12 protein-coding genes and 6 pseudogenes are annotated in these 14569 nt (G+C 64.0%); 16 read left to right on the top strand and 2 right to left on the bottom strand.

Features of this window, described 5'->3' with window-relative positions; all coding sequences use genetic code 11:
* The first annotated feature begins 187 nt into the window (after positions 1-187).
* The 10 genes and pseudogenes from istA (QMG56_RS22430) to QMG56_RS22385 all read left to right on the top strand — a co-directional run.
* Positions 188-1714, top strand: coding sequence for an IS21 family transposase (gene istA, locus QMG56_RS22430; RefSeq protein ID WP_281825058.1), 1527 nt, complete (start codon positions 188-190; stop codon positions 1712-1714).
* A gap of 11 nt (positions 1715-1725) precedes the next feature.
* Complete coding sequence (gene istB / locus QMG56_RS22425; protein WP_281825055.1) at positions 1726-2466, top strand: IS21-like element helper ATPase IstB; 741 nt, start codon at positions 1726-1728, stop codon at positions 2464-2466.
* Entirely contained in the window at positions 2463-2876 is a 414-nt protein-coding gene (locus QMG56_RS22420; RefSeq protein WP_281825053.1) for a hypothetical protein, read from the top strand. The genes istB (QMG56_RS22425) and QMG56_RS22420 overlap by 4 nt, the downstream gene beginning before the upstream one ends.
* 146 nt (positions 2877-3022) lie before the next feature.
* Positions 3023-4015 carry a P-type conjugative transfer ATPase TrbB gene (gene trbB, locus QMG56_RS22415; protein ID WP_035746328.1) on the top strand — a complete coding sequence of 331 codons (993 nt, stop codon included), beginning with the start codon at positions 3023-3025 and terminating at the stop codon, positions 4013-4015.
* Positions 4012-4344: a TrbC/VirB2 family protein gene (locus QMG56_RS22410; protein ID WP_009450539.1), complete on the top strand. Its 333-nt coding sequence runs from the start codon at positions 4012-4014 to the stop codon at positions 4342-4344. The genes trbB and QMG56_RS22410 overlap by 4 nt, the downstream gene beginning before the upstream one ends.
* Positions 4344-4625 (top strand): VirB3 family type IV secretion system protein, encoded by a 282-nt coding sequence (locus tag QMG56_RS22405; RefSeq protein WP_024707401.1) that lies wholly within the window; start codon positions 4344-4346, stop codon positions 4623-4625. The genes QMG56_RS22410 and QMG56_RS22405 overlap by 1 nt, the downstream gene beginning before the upstream one ends.
* Positions 4626-4635: 10 nt before the next feature.
* Positions 4636-5703: pseudogene (locus QMG56_RS22400) on the top strand (conjugal transfer protein TrbE); the annotation flags it as partial.
* Positions 5697-6032: pseudogene (locus tag QMG56_RS22395) on the top strand (ATP-binding protein); the annotation flags it as partial. The pseudogenes QMG56_RS22400 and QMG56_RS22395, both read left to right, overlap by 7 nt.
* A gap of 111 nt (positions 6033-6143) precedes the next feature.
* Positions 6144-7292, top strand: a pseudogene (locus QMG56_RS22390) (strawberry notch C-terminal domain-containing protein); the annotation flags it as partial.
* A pseudogene (locus QMG56_RS22385) lies at positions 7292-7513 on the top strand (DNA primase); the annotation flags it as partial. The pseudogenes QMG56_RS22390 and QMG56_RS22385, both read left to right, overlap by 1 nt.
* A gap of 201 nt (positions 7514-7714) precedes the next feature.
* Here the strand turns inward: QMG56_RS22385 and QMG56_RS22380 are convergent.
* Entirely contained in the window at positions 7715-8701 is a 987-nt protein-coding gene (locus QMG56_RS22380; protein WP_281825040.1) for an MDR family oxidoreductase, read from the bottom strand.
* A 311-nt stretch (positions 8702-9012) separates the two neighbouring features.
* On the opposite strand from QMG56_RS22380, the gene istA (QMG56_RS22375) reads away from it, so the two are divergent.
* From istA (QMG56_RS22375) to QMG56_RS22360, 4 genes are all read left to right on the top strand, one after another.
* The gene (gene istA, locus QMG56_RS22375; RefSeq protein ID WP_309298602.1) at positions 9013-10269 is read left to right on the top strand and encodes an IS21 family transposase; all 1257 of its coding nucleotides are present in this window, start codon (positions 9013-9015) and stop codon (positions 10267-10269) included.
* Positions 10270-10389: 120 nt separating this feature from the next.
* Positions 10390-10578: a hypothetical protein gene (locus QMG56_RS22370; protein WP_281825035.1), complete on the top strand. Its 189-nt coding sequence runs from the start codon at positions 10390-10392 to the stop codon at positions 10576-10578.
* Between the two features lie 13 nt (positions 10579-10591).
* Positions 10592-11347: an IS21-like element helper ATPase IstB gene (gene istB, locus QMG56_RS22365; protein ID WP_281825034.1), complete on the top strand. Its 756-nt coding sequence runs from the start codon at positions 10592-10594 to the stop codon at positions 11345-11347.
* 158 nt (positions 11348-11505) lie between these two features.
* A complete protein-coding gene (locus QMG56_RS22360) occupies positions 11506-12699 on the top strand; it encodes an IS256 family transposase (protein WP_281825033.1) in 1194 nt (397 codons plus the stop codon).
* On the opposite strand, the pseudogene QMG56_RS22355 reads toward QMG56_RS22360, so the two are convergent.
* Positions 12686-13572: pseudogene (locus QMG56_RS22355) on the bottom strand (helix-turn-helix domain-containing protein); the annotation flags it as partial. The gene QMG56_RS22360 and the pseudogene QMG56_RS22355 overlap by 14 nt on opposite strands.
* A 71-nt stretch (positions 13573-13643) precedes the next feature.
* On the opposite strand from QMG56_RS22355, the gene QMG56_RS22350 reads away from it, so the two are divergent.
* A complete protein-coding gene (locus QMG56_RS22350; protein WP_281825057.1) occupies positions 13644-14225 on the top strand; it encodes a tyrosine-type recombinase/integrase in 582 nt (193 codons plus the stop codon).
* A gap of 110 nt (positions 14226-14335) precedes the next feature.
* A pseudogene (locus QMG56_RS22345) lies at positions 14336-14569 on the top strand (zincin-like metallopeptidase domain-containing protein); the annotation flags it as partial.

Raw genomic sequence — 14569 nt, 5'->3', positions numbered from 1 at the left:
TGCTGATTCCGAGGCAAGCCGCCCCCTCATTCCGAAATGATGCCGCCCCCTTGTTCCGAAGAATAGTCGCCCCCTGATTCCGAGATGATGCCGCCCCCTGTGGATGGTGTCGGACTCGGGTCTGCCGGCGGGGTTAAGTTCGCTCCTTTGTCTGAAGGAGAGAGCGATGTCGGCGGAAAGGGTGAGTATGCGGCGTGTCCGCGAGATGATGAGATACCGATCCGAGCAGGGGCTGGGGTACAAGGCGATATCGTTGCGTGTGGGCGTGGTGCCGTCGACGGTGCGCGAGACGCTGAAGCGGGCGGCGGCGGCGGGGCTGAGCTGGCCCCTGGGCGACGATGTCAGCGACGCCGGTCTGGAGGCGGCCCTCTACCGCGAGGCGGGCAACAAGACCGGCCATCGCCGCTGCCCTGAGCCGGACTGGGCGCAGGTCCACCGCGAGTTGAAGCGCAAGCACGTGACGCTGCAGATCCTGTGGGACGAATATATCGCCGTTCATCCGGGCGGCTATCGCTACAGCCGGTTCTGCGACCTGTATCGCGGCTGGGCGATGAAGCTGCCGGTGACGATGCGGCAGAACCACGCACCCGGTGACAAGCTGTTTGTCGATTATGCCGGGGACAAGGTGGCGGTGGTGGTCGACCGGCTGACCGGCGAGATCCGCGACGCGCACATCTTCGTGGCGGTGCTTGGCGCCTCCAGCCTCACTTACGCGGAAGGGAGCTGGACCGAGACGCTGCCGGACTGGTTGGCCGCCCACACCCGCGCGCTGGCGATGTTCGGAGGCGCGCCAGNGCTGTTCGTGCCCGACAATGCCAAGGTCGCGGTGATCAAGGCGTGCCTGTACGATCCTCAGGTCAACCGCAGCTACGCCGAGATGGCGGCGCATTACGACAGCACCGTGCTGCCGACGCGACCACGCCGCCCGCGCGACAAGGCGAAGGTCGAAGCGGCGGTGCTGATCGTCGAGCGCTGGTTGTTCGGACGCCTGCGGCGCCGGACCTTCTACAGCCTGGCCGAGCTCAATGCCGCCATCGCTGAGCTGCTTGCCGAGCTGAACGACCGGCGAGTGCTGCGCCGGGTCGGGCGGACGCGCCGCCAGCTGTTCGAGGAAATCGACCGCCCGGCGCTCAAGCCGCTGCCGGCCGAACGCTATGTCTATGCCGAGTGGCGGCGTCGTCGCGCCGGGCTTGACTACCACGTCGAGATCGAGCGGCATTACTACTCGGTGCCGTATCGCTTCGCGCGCGAGCCCATCGAGGCGCGGATCACGGCCGCGACCATAGAGTTGTTCCATAAGGGCGAGCGGATCGCGGCACACATGCGTGGCTCGGGCAATGGTCGGCACACCACGATCCCGGAACACATGCCATCGTCGCATCGCCGGTTCGCCGACTGGACGGTCGAGCGGATCGCGCGCGACGCGACCGCGATCGGGCCGTGTACCGCGCTGCTATGCGAGAAGATCCTCGTCGAGCGTCGCCATCCCGAACAGGGCTTCCGTGCCTGTCTGGGTATCATGCGCATGGGCAGAAGCTTCGGGCGCGAGCGGGTCGAGGCGGCGTGTTCGCGCGCGCTCGACATCGGCGCGCGCACCTACGGCTCGGTCAGATCGATCCTCGACAACGGCCTTGACCAGATCCCGCCATCGCGTCCGGCCTCCGCCCCGCCGGTCGACCATCCGAACATCCGGGGCTCACGCTATTACCACTGAAAGGAACGACGATGCTTCAACATCCCACTCTCGACCGGCTGAACACGATGGGACTGGCCGGTATGGCCAAGGCATATGGTGAGCTCGCCGCCAACGCCGAGGCCGACAGGCTTACGCATCCCGAATGGCTGGCGCTGCTGCTCGATCGTGAATGGAGCTTCCGCCATGACCGCAAGCTCGCCGCGCGGTTGCGGTTCGCTAAGCTGCGCCACCAGGCATCTCCCGAGGACGTCGACTATCGCAGCCCACGCGGGCTCGATCGCGCCTTGTTCATGAAGCTCGTCGCCGGCGAATGGATCGCCGCTCACGACAATCTGGTCATCACCGGACCGACCGGCGTCGGCAAGAGCTGGCTCGCCTGCGCGCTCGGTCACAAGGCCTGTCGCGACGACCGTTCGGTCCTCTACCAGCGCGTCCCCAAGCTGTTCTCCAATCTCGCGCTGGCGCGCGGTGACGGCCGACACGAGCGCTTCCTCAGGAAGCTCGGCAGCGTCCAGCTGCTGATTCTCGACGACTGGGGCCTGGAACCGCTCGATGCGCTCGCGCGCCACGATCTGCTCGAGATCCTCGAGGAACGCTACGGCCGTCGTTCGACCATCGTCACCAGCCAGCTTCCCATAGCCAGTTGGCATCATGTGATAGCGGACCCGACTTACGCCGACGCGATCCTGGATCGCCTGGTGCACAACGCTCATCGCCTCGATCTCGACGGCGACAGTATGCGGCGATCGAAAAATACGCCGGACGCTTGACGGCAGCCGCGAACGACACAACAACGAGCATTGCCGAAAGGCCCCGCTTCCGAGGGGGCGACTTCATCTCGGAATCAGGGGGCGTAATCATCCCGGAAACGGGGGGCGACTTCATCGGAATCGGCAAGCTTGGCCGCCAGTTCGATATGCTGGACGAAGATGTCGCCATCCTCGGCGAGACGCTTTCGCTGTTCGTACAATTCTGGCTCACCATGACGCCGCCGCTGTCAGATAGCGCGAAACAATCGGCGCGCATCAAGGGCAACGAGCGCTTCGAAGGCTTCATGCAGACGCTGGGCAAGCGCCTGGCTTCCGGCGACAGATTCCTGAAAGAGTTGTCGCGGGATATGGATTCGCTTCACGATCTTTCGTCACAAGGCCAGTCCGAAGCGGGTGGAAACCAGCTCTGAACTTTCGATCCATCCTATTTGCCGCCCTGCGCCGCCGATGCCCGCACACGCGTAAACATCTGTTGAAACGGCCCTAAATCAGGTTCTTTTAATCGACCCCAATCCGGGGTCCGTCTTTTGCGCGTCCCGCCATGAACGGGGCCGCCATGACCGCATCACATCAGAAACCCGAGACGATTGCGCGTGGTGCGCGGATGCTGCGCACCGCGCTCGGTACATCGATTGCCCGGTTTCTGGAAGATCCAGCTGTGGTCGAGGTGATGCTGAATCCCGATGGCCGCATCTGGGTGGATCGGCTCTCCGAAGGGCTGGCCGATACGGGGGAGAGGCTGTCGGCTGCCGATGGCGAGCGGATCGTCAGGCTGGTCGCCCATCATGTCGGCGCCGAGGTTCATGCCCGCAATCCGCGTGTGTCGGCTGAACTGCCCGAGACCGGAGAGCGCTTCGAAGGGTTGCTGCCGCCTGTCGTCACGGCGCCGACCTTTGCCATCCGCAAGCCTGCCGTCGCGGTGTTCACGCTCGACGACTATGTAAACGCCGGGATCATGACCAGTGCTCAGGCCGAGGTGCTGCGCCTGAACGTCGCCACGCGCGCCAATATCCTTGTCGCGGGCGGCACCTCGACCGGAAAAACCACGCTGACCAACGCGCTGCTGGCAGAAGTCGCCAAGACTTCGGACCGCGTCGTGATCATTGAAGACACGCGCGAACTGCAATGCGCCGCGCCCAATCTGGTCGCGATGCGCACCAAAGATGGCGTGGCGACGCTCTCCGATCTGGTGCGTTCGTCGCTACGCCTGCGCCCGGATCGCATCCCGGTCGGCGAGGTGCGCGGGTCCGAAGCTCTCGACCTCCTTAAAGCCTGGGGCACCGGCCATCCGGGCGGGATCGGCACCATCCATGCCGGTTCCGGCATTGGCGCGCTGCGACGCCTCGAACAGCTCATCCAGGAAGCCGTCATCACCGTCCCGCGCGCCCTGATTGCCGAGACAATCGACCTCGTCGCCGTTCTTGCCGGACGCGGCTCTTCCCGCCGGCTGGTCGAACTCGCCCGCGTCGATGGGCTGGGGCCGGACGGCGATTACGCCATCACGCATCCCATCACTTTGGCAACCACCCCGAAAGGAAACCCTTCATGATCCGCACGATTTCACGCGGCTGCCGCATCATGGCAACCGCCGCTGCCACTGTTTCCATCAGTCTGATGCTGGCGCCTGCCGCACACGCCTCCGGCTCCTCCATGCCCTGGGAGGCACCGCTTCAGTCGATCCTCCAGTCGATCGAGGGTCCTGTCGCCAAGATCATCGCCGTCATCGTCATCATCGCCACCGGCCTGGCGCTGGCCTTTGGCGATACCTCCGGCGGCTTCCGCCGCCTGATTCAGATCGTCTTCGGCCTGTCCATCGCTTTCGCCGCGTCGAGCTTCTTCCTGTCGTTCTTCTCGTTCGGCGGCGGGGCGCTCATCTGATGGCGGGCGGGTTTGAACAGCTCGATACTGTGCCGGGCTTCTCCATCTCGGTTCACCGGGCGCTGACCGAGCATATCCTGCTCGGCGGCGCACCGCGTTCGATTGCCATTGTCAACGGCACGCTGGCCGGCGCCGTCGGCCTCGGCCTCCGTCTCTGGCTGGTTGGCATCGCCATCTGGGCAGTCGGTCATTTCCTCGCGGTATGGGCTGCCAAACGCGATCCGCTTTTTGTCGAGGTGGGCCGTAGGCATCTGCGCATACCCGGTCATCTGTCGGTGTGAGGGCGCGGCCATGATGAACCTCACCGAATATCGCCGTACCGCTACCCGCCTCGCGGATTTCCTGCCCTGGGCCGCGCTGGTTGGCTCGGGCGTCGTGCTGAACAAGGACGGCAGTTTTCAGAGGACTGCGAAGTTTCGCGGGCCGGATCTGGATTCCGCTGTTGCTGCCGAACTGGTCGCGGTCGCCGGGCGTATCAACAACGCCGTGCGCCGCCTCGGCTCCGGCTGGTCGATCTTTGTTGAGGCACAACGAAGCGAAGCCGCGACCTATCCCGGCAGCCAATTTCCTGATCCGGCCTCCGCTCTGGTCGATGCCGAGCGCAAAGCTGCCTTCGAGGAAGCGGGCACGCATTTCGTGTCAGGCTACTTCCTGACCTTCCTCTGGCTGCCACCCGCCGAAGATGCGGCTCGCGCCGAGACCTGGCTCTACGAGGGCCGTGAGCAATCCGGCGTCAATCCATGGGAGCTGATGCGCGGCTTCATCGACCGCACCGACCGCGTGCTGGCGCTGCTCGACGGCTTCATGCCCGAATGCCACTGGATCGATGACGCGGGCACGCTGACCTACCTCCATTCCACGATTTCCACGAACCGCCATCGTGTCCGCGTGCCCGAAGTGCCCATGCACCTCGATGCGCTGCTGGCGGATCAGCCGCTGACTGGCGGGCTGGAACCGCGCCTTGGTGACAAGCATCTGCGCGTCCTGACCATTATCGGCTTTCCTACAGCGACCACGCCCGGCCTGCTCGACGAGATGAACCGGCTCGCGTTCCCATATCGCTGGTCCACCCGCGCCATCCTGATGGACAAGACGGACGCGACGAAGTTGCTGACCAAGATCAGGCGGCAATGGTTCGCCAAGCGCAAATCCATAGCCGCGATCCTGAAAGAGGTGATGACCAACGAGCAATCGGCGCTGGTGGACACCGATGCGTCCAACAAGGCGCTCGATGCCGACATGGCCTTGCAGGAACTGGGCGCTGACGTCGCCGGCATGGCCTATGTCACAGCAACCGTCACCGTCTGGGACGCCGATCCCCGTATCGCCGACGAGAAGCTGCGTCTGGTCGAGAAGATCTGGTCGATCTGGTCAACCAACTCGAGCAGGAAAAGGCCGCGGGCAAAGGAGGGCGGCTGGCCGAGAAGCTGTTGCGTTACGATCTCGTCGTGATCGATGAACTTGGCTATCTACCGTTCAGCCAGGCCGGCGGCCAACTGCTCTTCCATCTCATCAGCAAGCTGTACGAGCACACCTCACTGCTGATCACGACGAACCTTGCCTTTGCCGATTGGCCGCAGGTCTTCGGCGACGCCAAGATGACCACCGCCATGCTCGACCGGCTGACGCATCACTGCGACATCGTCGAAACCGGCAACACGAGCTGGCGATTCAAAAACCGGAGCTGATCCTCACCAACCGCTCACGGTCAATCGACGACATGCAAAGGGGCCCGATCGGCCCCTTTGCATGTCGTCGCCAGCGTCGCCAAAGGGGTCAACATTGCAAGCGAAATGGGGGGCACGGTTCAAAGCGATTTGACACTGGAATCGCATTACGCCCGCGACGCGCTGCGCCAGCTCTATCTGCTGCTGGTGCGCGGCAAGGTCGAAGGCTGCTCGCTGGAACGGTTTGAATCCGCCACCGGCCTGAAGCTGATGGACTCGAACGGTATCAAGGACGATCTGCCTGCCATCACCACCTTCCTGAACCGCCTGCTGGCCCTGACCATCGAGCTTCAGGGCATCCTGTTCACCGCCTTTGAAGGGCTGCTGACGGTGCGGATCGAAGGCGCTATCGCCTCGGGCACCTATGACGTCGGGCTGGAGACTTTGCGCGCCGAGAGTTTCGCCGTCACCGACCGGCAGGTCATCTACACCCATCCCCGCACCGGGGCCGAGACCAGCCTGCTGACCATCACCGAGCGCAGGCGCAACCGGCCGGTGACGCTCGACGCCGCCTTGGCGGAACTCGACGATCCGCGGGCGAAGCTGCTGATCAATGAGCGCTCGGGCCGCGCGGCGGTGCAGATCCCCACCACCAGCGTCATGCTCGACGATGGTGAAATCGAGCGCCGCGTCAGGCTGATCCGCCCGATGGAAGCCCATAACGTCCCGATCAGAATGATGGGCGAGACCCGTTGGGTCGAGGCGGACCGGAGTGTCTTCGCATCGGCCTGGGTGGCCGAGGTCGCCGAGGTGTCCGAGTTTGCCGACAACACGCTCCATATGGTGACGGGCTTGCTGCTGCCGATCTGGAAGCGGCTGCCGAACGACTCCACCCGCGTCTATCGACTCCAGACCGATGCGGGCGAGCGCATCATCGGCCGCAAGGTCTCGCCGGCCTGGGCGGCCAATGCGACCGAGACCGGCATCACCTCGGTCACGCCGGAGGATGCCTTCGCGGCGCTGCTGGAAGGTCGGACTATCCTCGACCTCGCCGAGGGGCTCCAGCTTCGCCGGGTCCGCGTCATGGGGGCAAACCGGATCGAGCTGTCGGGTTTCACCGACACGATGCGCCAGCGCCTCTCGGCATACGGGCTTTTCCACGAGATCATCTCCTGGAAACTGCGCATGTTCGTGCCGGTCGATGCCGCCGGTCCTGCCGTCCTCGCCAAGGTTCTCGACCGCTGGCCGGTCGAGCGGATCGGCGAGCGGGAGGCGGCTTGATGCCGCGTCACGACGCATCTGAACTGGCGACCCGTCTCGGCCGAGAGTCCGAGGCGGTCTGCCGCCACTATCTGTCGTCCGGCCACCGCGCCGGGCGGTACTGGCTGGTCGGTGATGTGCAGAACACCCCAGGCCGGTCGATGTTCGTCCGCCTGCACGGGCCGGAATCCGGCAAGGGCGCTGCGGGGAAATGGACCGATATGGCCACGGGGGAGCATGGCCGCACGTCGCGGTGAGATCGCTAACCTATCAAGGCCATTCTCAGCGCAGGAATGTCACTGAGCACATGATCGACAAAGGCGGGTAGCGGCGGACCCGCCGCTACCCGCGACATCGTATTCCGTTACCCTACTTACGGAATGGCGCGGGCCAGCTCGAAAACGGGGCACAGGCCGCATCGAAGGCGGCCTGTGCCCCATCTGTCAGCGATTGACGTCGACGACCGTGCGGCCCCGTATCCTGCCCGAAAAGATGCTGCGCGCGACATCGGGCGCTTCTTCCAGGCCCACGGTCGTCACCATGGCGTCGAGCTTGCCGAGGTCGAGATCCCACGCCAGCCGCTCCCATGCGGCGATCCGCTTGGCTTTCGGGGCGTTGACTGAATCGATCCCCGCCAGCGTCACGCCGCGCCGGATGAAGGGTAAAACAGAGCCCGGCAGATCCACGCCCTGCGCCAGCCCGCAATTGGCGACGACGCCGCCATAGCGGGTCTGCGCCAGCACATTGGCCAGCGTATGACTGCCGACACTGTCGATCGCTCCGGCCCAACGCTCCGTCGCGATCGGCGCCCCCTTTTCCGACAGCGTGGCGCGATCGATGATCTCGGCTGCGCCCAGGGCGGTTAGATATTCTGCTTCTTCCTGCCGCCCGGTGGAGGCGATGACGCGGTAACCCAGCTTCGCCAGCAAGGCGATTGCAACCGACCCGACACCGCCATTGGCGCCCGTCACCAGCACATCGCCCCTGTCCGGCGTCAGGCCGCCATGTTCGAGGGCGAGGACGGACAGCATCGCGGTATAGCCCGCCGTCCCGATGGCGGCTGCGTGCCGGGTATCAATGCTGGCAGGCAGCCTGATCAGCCAATCGGCCGGCACCCGCGCCTTCTGGGAAAAACCGCCGTCATGGGTCTGGCTTAGGCCCCAGCCGTTCAGCACAACCTTGTCGCCCACGGCGAATTCGGCGCTATCCGATGCTTCGACCGTACCGGCCAGGTCGATGCCGGGGATCAACGGAAAGCGCTGGATGACCGGCGATGCGTTGGTGATTGCCACACCGTCCTTGTAGTTGATGGTCGAGTAATCGACCCTGACCGTGACGTCTCCGACATCAAGGTCGCTGTCATTCAGCATCACGAGTTCGGTCGTGACGCCGGTATCGGTTTGGATGGCGCGGATGGCGCGGAAGGACATGGCATTCTCCTGACAGTTTAAAGTTAGCATCCGAGCGTTCGGCCGGTCTCGACTCTTGTATATGGTGCCAACTTCTATTGCTTCAATGATTTAAGTTAATAAAGAGCCAACCTTATGAAACCCAGATCTTTCGCCGGAATGCGATGCTCCATCGCGGGCGCGCTCGAACTGACTGCGGATTCCGACGTTATCCGGCCGGGTATTCCAACTTGAAGCCGGCCACCGTTCCGACGTGAAGCCGGCCACCATTTCGATCAATATCCGGCCACTTTGAAGGCCTGAGCAGGAGCACCTGGGTCAGCAACTTTGGCATGACGGTCCTTTTGAACAAGGGACGCGTAATGCCGGCAAAGAGAAGGCTGACCATGAGACAACTACGACAGATGCTGCGGCTTGTCGGCGACGGAACCAGCGCCCGCGAGATCGCACAGAGGCTGGGCGTCGCGCGGAGCACCGTGCAGGACAATTTGAAGCGAGCGGAAGCTTCAGGGCTGAGCTGGCCCCTGCCAGGCGACCTGACCGACGACGCTCTGGAGAACCGGCTGTTCGCCAGAGCGGGAGTGAAGCAGGGGGTACGCCGGCTGCCCGAGCCGAACTGGGCGGACCTGGGGCTGGAGCTGAAGAAGCCGGGCGTCACGCTGATGCTGCTTTGGGAGGAGTATCGCGCCGTCCATTCCGGCGGCTATGGCTACAGCCGTTTCTGCGATCTGTTCCGCGGCTTCGAGAAGCGTCTGTCGCCGACGATGCGCCAGGAACATGTCGCCGGCGACAAGGTGTTCGTGGACTATTCCGGCAAGAAGATCGCCATCGTCGATCCGCTGACCGGCGAGATCCGCGAGGCGGAGATCCTCGTCGGCGTCCTGGGCGCATCCGGCTACACCTATGCGGAAGCGACCTGGACGCAGGCCCTGCCGGACTGGATCGGCGCGCATGTGCGCATGTTCAACTTCTTCGACGGCGTTCCGCGGCTGATCGTGCCGGACAACCTGAAGTCTGGCGTCAACCACGCCTCCTTCTACGATCCGGAGATCAACCGCAGCTATGGCATGATGGCGTCCCATTATGGCGTCGGCGTTCTGCCGGCGCGGCCGCGTCGCCCGAGGGACAAGGCCAAGGTCGAGAACGGCGTGCGTTTTGCCCAGACCTGCATCCTCGGCCGGCTGCGGCGGCAGACCTTCTTCTCGCTGGCCGAGGCCAACGCCGCGATCGCCGGGGCGCTCGACCGCATCAATGACCATGTCATGCGCCGCCTTGGCGTCAGCCGCCGCCATTTGTTCGAGACGGTGGAACGGCCGGCGCTGGCGAGCCTGCCGGTGCAGGATTACGAGTTCGCCGAATGGCGCATGGCCCGCGTCGCCACTGACTATCATGTCGAGTTCAAGACCTTCTTCTATTCCGTGCCGCACAGCCTTATCCGCCAACAGGTCGATATCCGCGCCACGGCCAGGACGATCGAGATCTTCCACCGCGGCAAGCGCATCGCCGTTCATCAGCGCCGCTATGGCGGACGCCGCTACGGCACCAACCCCGAGCACATGCCCAGTTCCCACCGTCGATATGCGGAGTGAACGCCGGCACGCTTCCGCCGCTGGGCGGCATCGATCGGGCCACAGACCGAGGGGCTGATCATCGCCATTCTGGCCAGCCGGCCCCATCCCGAGCAGGGGTTCCGCACGTGCCTGGGTGTTTTGCGTCTCTATCGCGATCTCCATCGTGATCGCGCCGAGGCGGTCTCGGCACGCGCCGTCGAGATCGGCGGGCTGACCTGCAAGAGCATCGCCGCCCTCATCACCAATCACAAGGCCGCCCGGCCTGCCGGCAATCCCGGCGCCATCATCGATCACGCCAATCTGCGTGGTCCCGGCTACTTCCATTAAGGAGATAAAGATCATGCTGACCCATCCCACCCTCGACATGCTGCGCGACCTCGGACTGCACGGCATGGCCAAAGGCTTCCAAGATCTCGACGCGCAGTCGGAAGCACGCGCCCTCGACCATGGCGAATGGCTCGCCATCCTGCTCGAGAACGAAGCGACGCTGCGTCGTCAGAAGCGCTTCGAGGCGCGTGCCCGCGCCGCCAGGCTACGCCATGATGCGCAGGTCGAAGACGCCGACTTCCGTGCCGAACGCGGGCTCGACCGCTCCCTGTTCCTCAGGCTCGCAGCCTGCGACTGGATCCGCCAGCGTCATGGGCTCCTCATCACAGGACCGGCCGGTGTCGGCAAGAGCTGGCTCGCCTGCGCCCTCGGCCACAAGGCGTGCCGCGAGGACTTCTCCGTCGCCTATCATCGAGCCCCGCGGCTCTTCGCCACGCTCGCCCTGGCAAGGGGCGACGGCCGCTATGCCAGGATGCTGAAGGCGCTGGCCCGCACCGACCTGCTTATCCTGGATGACTGGGGGTCCGAAAAGCTGACCGACGAACAGCGCCGCGATCTCCTCGAGATCATCGAGGACCGCTACGAGCGGCGCTCGACCATCGTCACCAGCCAGGTGCCCGTCGACAACTGGTACGACATCATCGGCAATCCCACCATCGCCGACACCATCCTCGACCGTCTCGTGCACAATGCCTACCGCATCGAACTGAATGGTGACAGCATGCGAAAACGGCGCGCCCCCGAAAACCCGGAAACAGCTCAGGCTTGACCGGAAACGAAACTCGAACCAAACCTCAACAACGACCCAGGTGATCTCCAAGGGTGGTGACGTCCCGGGACGTGGTGTAGCTGGGTAGCGCGGTGGTCATCGGCGCTTTCCGGTAGGGTCTGGTTGTCGACACCAACCCCTCTCCGAAAGGACCACCGATGACCGACGACATGATGAACCTGCGCGCGCTCGTGGAGAAGAGCGCGGATGCCGATCTGCTGCGCGAGATGATCGGCTTCGCCGCCGAGCGGCTGATGGAGATGGAGGTTGGCGCAGCGACGGGTGCTGCCTATGGCGAGAAGTCGCCACTCCGGACGGCCCAGCGCAACGGCTATCGCGACCGGGACTGGGAGACGCGCGCCGGCACCGTCGAGCTTCGCATCCCGAAGCTCAGGAAGGGTTCCTACTTCCCGGGGTTCCTCGAACCGAGGCGCATGGCCGAGAAGGCGCTGACGGCGGTGATCCAGGAGGCTTATGTGCAAGGCATCTCGACGCGCTCGGTCGACGACCTCGTCAAGGCGATGGGCATGTCGGGCATCTCCAAGAGCCAGGTGTCGCGGCTCTGCGAGGAGATCGACGGCAAGGTGAAGGCCTTCCTCGAACGGCCGATCGAAGGCGACTGGCCATATCTGTGGATCGATGCGACCTACCTCAAGGTGCGTCGCGGCGGGCGGATCGTCTCCGTCGCGGTGATCATCGCGGTCGGCGTCAACAGCGATGGCCGGCGCGAGGTGCTTGGGATGGAGATCGGCACTTCGGAAGCCGAGCCGATATGGACGGAGTTCCTGCGCAAGCTGACGCGCCGAGGCCTGCGCGGCGTGAAGCTGGTCGTGTCCGATTCTCATGAAGGCCTGAAGGCCGCCGTCACCAAGGTCCTCTCCGCCACCTGGCAGCGCTGCCGCGTCCACTTCATGCGCAATGTGCTGGCCCATGCCGGCAAGAGCGGCCGCCGCGTTGTCTCCGCCTTCATCGCCACTGCCTTCGCCCAGGAGACACCGGAGGCCGCCAGCGCCCAGTGGCGGGCAGTCGCCGACCAGATCCGGCCCAAGGTGCCGAAGCTCGCCGCCATCCTCGACGACGCCGAACCAGACGTGCTCGCCTACATGACCTTCCCGAAGGAGCATCGGGCGAAGTTGCACTCGACCAACCCGATCGAGCGTCTCAACGGCGAGATCAAGCGGCGAACCGACGTCGTCGGCATCTTCCCGAACGACGACGCCATCGTCCGCCTCGTCGGCGCGCTGCTGCTCGAACAGAACGATGAATGGGCCGTCCAGCGCGCCCGCTACATGACACTGGAAAGCGTCGGCCAGTTGTGCGATGATCCTCTCATCAGCGCTTCCAGGCGATGATGTAGCGGGAGAAGTCGTCGAGGATGGTGGAGAGGTAAAACCAGCCCCAGCCTATGACCTTCAAATAGGTGAAGTCGGTCTGCCAGAGTTGATTGGGCACCGTCGTTTTGTCCCTGAACTCGCTGGCGGCCTTGATCACGATGAAGGCCGGGCTGGTGGTCAGGTCGTGCGCCTTGAGCAGCCGATAGACGGAAGCCTCCGAGACAAAATAGCCTTCGGTGTCGGTGAAGGTCACCGCCAGTTCCCGTGGGCTGAGCTCCGGCTTGTCCAGGGCGAGTTCGACTATCCGTTCCCGCACGTCATCGGGAATGCGGTTCCAGATCCGGCCGGGACTTGGCCTGCGATCATCGAGCGCTTCGACGCCACCGGTCAGGAAGCGATCATACCATCGATGGAAGGTGGCGCGCGGGATGCCGAGTTTTTCCAGTGTGCGACGCGCCGGCAAGTGGGATCGCTCGACGATCTGGATGATCTCGAGCTTCTCGGATGCGGGGTATCTCATTCGTCGTCGCCCCCATCCGCGATCATGCTTTTTTTAAGCAGCCGCAGTTCCAGCGCCTGTTCGGCGACGACCTCCTTCAGATCACGCGTCTCGCGACGCAGCACCTTGACCTCGTCGGTGGTGGCAGCACGCGCCGTGTCACCTGCCAGCCGCTTCTTGCCGGCTTCCAGGAACTCCTTCGACCAATTGTAATACAGGCTTTCGGCGATACCTTCCCGGCGGCACAGGGCCGCGATCGACTCCTCACCGCGCAATCCGTCCAGCACGATGCGGATCTTCTCTTCCGCGCCATACTGCTTGCGGGTGATCCGGCGAATGTCCTTGATGACCTTCTCCGCCGATGGCTTCGTCGCTTCCATTTTCTGTCTCATCGTCGTTCCTTTGAAAGGCTACGATGAACCAGAAAACCTCCTCTCTCAATTAGCCCAATTCTGTCTCATTGGTGCTGACGCCGGACAGGGTGGGACGCCGTGATCACGCTCTGTTGCTGCTTGCGCTTCAGACCGGATTGCGAGCGTCAGAACTGATCAATCTGCGCTGCAAGGACGTGGTTCTTGGGACTGGCGCCTACATCCGCTGCATCGGAAAGGGGCGGAAAGAACGCAGCACTCCTCTTCGTCGCGATACAGCTAAGCTGATTCAGGGCTGGATAGGCGAACGCCGTAACAGCGATGGGCCATTGTTCCCGTCGATCCGGGGCGAGCGGCTCAGTCGCGATGCGTTGGAACACCTGGTGCGCAAGCATTGCCTAGCAGCATCACGAGTTTGCCCGAGCCTCGCAGGCAAGCGCGTCACGCCGCACACGTTGCGGCACAGCACGGCGATGGAATTGCTGCATCATGGTGTCGACCAATCCGTGATCGCTCTATGGCTTGGGCACGAATCCGTGGAAACAACCCAGATCTATATCCACGCCGACATGCGGCTGAAGGAAAAGGCGCTCGCGCAGGTTGCCAGCCCAGAAACGCATACCGGGCGTTATCGCCCAAGCGATGAGCTGCTCGCTTTCCTCGAAACGCTCTGATTATGCCGAACTGCCGCATGGCCGACAGCAGACGCAACGGCCGCCGAACTCGGCCATGCGGCATAATCCAGCTTACGGCATCATGCGTATTATGCCGATATCGGCATAAGGGGCACGCCAGCGGCCATCACAGCCGCCTCAACCGCGATCTGACCGGCTCGTTCGGTTCGAAGAAATACGCCTTCGAGGAAATGATTGCCGAACAGACCGCGGCCTTCAGCTGCGCCGCGCTCGGGATCGTGCCGACCGTTCGCCATGCCGATTACATCGGGTCGTGGCTGGAGGTCATGCGTGGGGATTCCCGCGCCATTGTCCGCGCCGCCTCGCAGGCCAGCAAGGCGGCG

The sequence above is a fragment of the Sphingobium sp. BS19 genome (genome assembly GCF_027925545.1).
Classification (GTDB): domain Bacteria; phylum Pseudomonadota; class Alphaproteobacteria; order Sphingomonadales; family Sphingomonadaceae; genus Sphingobium.
This window is presented reverse-complemented; position numbering and strand designations above follow the sequence as displayed.

What these genes read in the sequence shown, in the direction of transcription:
- trbB (WP_035746328.1), top strand. Translation starts at nt 3,023, where the DNA reads ATGACCGCATCACATCAGAAACCCGAGACGATTGCGCGTGGTGCGCGG.
- QMG56_RS22410 (WP_009450539.1), top strand. Translation starts at nt 4,012, where the DNA reads ATGATCCGCACGATTTCACGCGGCTGCCGCATCATGGCAACCGCCGCT.
- QMG56_RS22380 (WP_281825040.1), bottom strand. Translation starts at nt 8,701, where the DNA reads ATGTCCTTCCGCGCCATCCGCGCCATCCAAACCGATACCGGCGTCACG.
- istB (WP_281825034.1), top strand. Translation starts at nt 10,592, where the DNA reads ATGCTGACCCATCCCACCCTCGACATGCTGCGCGACCTCGGACTGCAC.
- QMG56_RS22360 (WP_281825033.1), top strand. Translation starts at nt 11,506, where the DNA reads ATGACCGACGACATGATGAACCTGCGCGCGCTCGTGGAGAAGAGCGCG.
- istB (WP_281825055.1), top strand. Translation starts at nt 1,726, where the DNA reads ATGCTTCAACATCCCACTCTCGACCGGCTGAACACGATGGGACTGGCC.
- istA (WP_309298602.1), top strand. Translation starts at nt 9,013, where the DNA reads ATGACGGTCCTTTTGAACAAGGGACGCGTAATGCCGGCAAAGAGAAGG.
- QMG56_RS22405 (WP_024707401.1), top strand. Translation starts at nt 4,344, where the DNA reads ATGGCGGGCGGGTTTGAACAGCTCGATACTGTGCCGGGCTTCTCCATC.